This is a genomic window from Paracoccus sp. S4493 (genome assembly GCF_000967735.1).
GTDB classification, from domain to species: Bacteria; Pseudomonadota; Alphaproteobacteria; order Rhodobacterales; family Rhodobacteraceae; genus Paracoccus; species Paracoccus marcusii.
Map to the genome: position 1 here is coordinate 1 of NZ_JXYF01000517.1, position 239 is coordinate 239.

At 73.6% G+C, this 239-nt stretch carries 1 pseudogene; it reads right to left on the reverse strand.

Annotated features, from left to right (window positions below):
• Positions 1 to 239, reverse strand: a pseudogene (locus TW83_RS21625) (siderophore-interacting protein); the annotation flags it as partial.

Consider the following 239-nt stretch of genomic DNA (forward strand, 5'->3'; position numbering starts at 1 on the left):
GCGACACCCCCGCCACCCGCAGCAGCGCAAGCCCCGGTGCCAGCGCGCCCGCATCGACATCGTCCCACGCGACCTCGACCCCCGCCTCGGCCAGGATCTCGGTCGCGCTGTCGCGCAGGATGCCGACCAGCCGGTCCTCGGGCGCCAGAAGGTCGATGCGCAACGCATCGGCCTGGCGCGTCAGGCGCAGCTCGGACCCCCAGATCAGCAGGCTGAGACCCGCCTCGTCCTCGACCAGC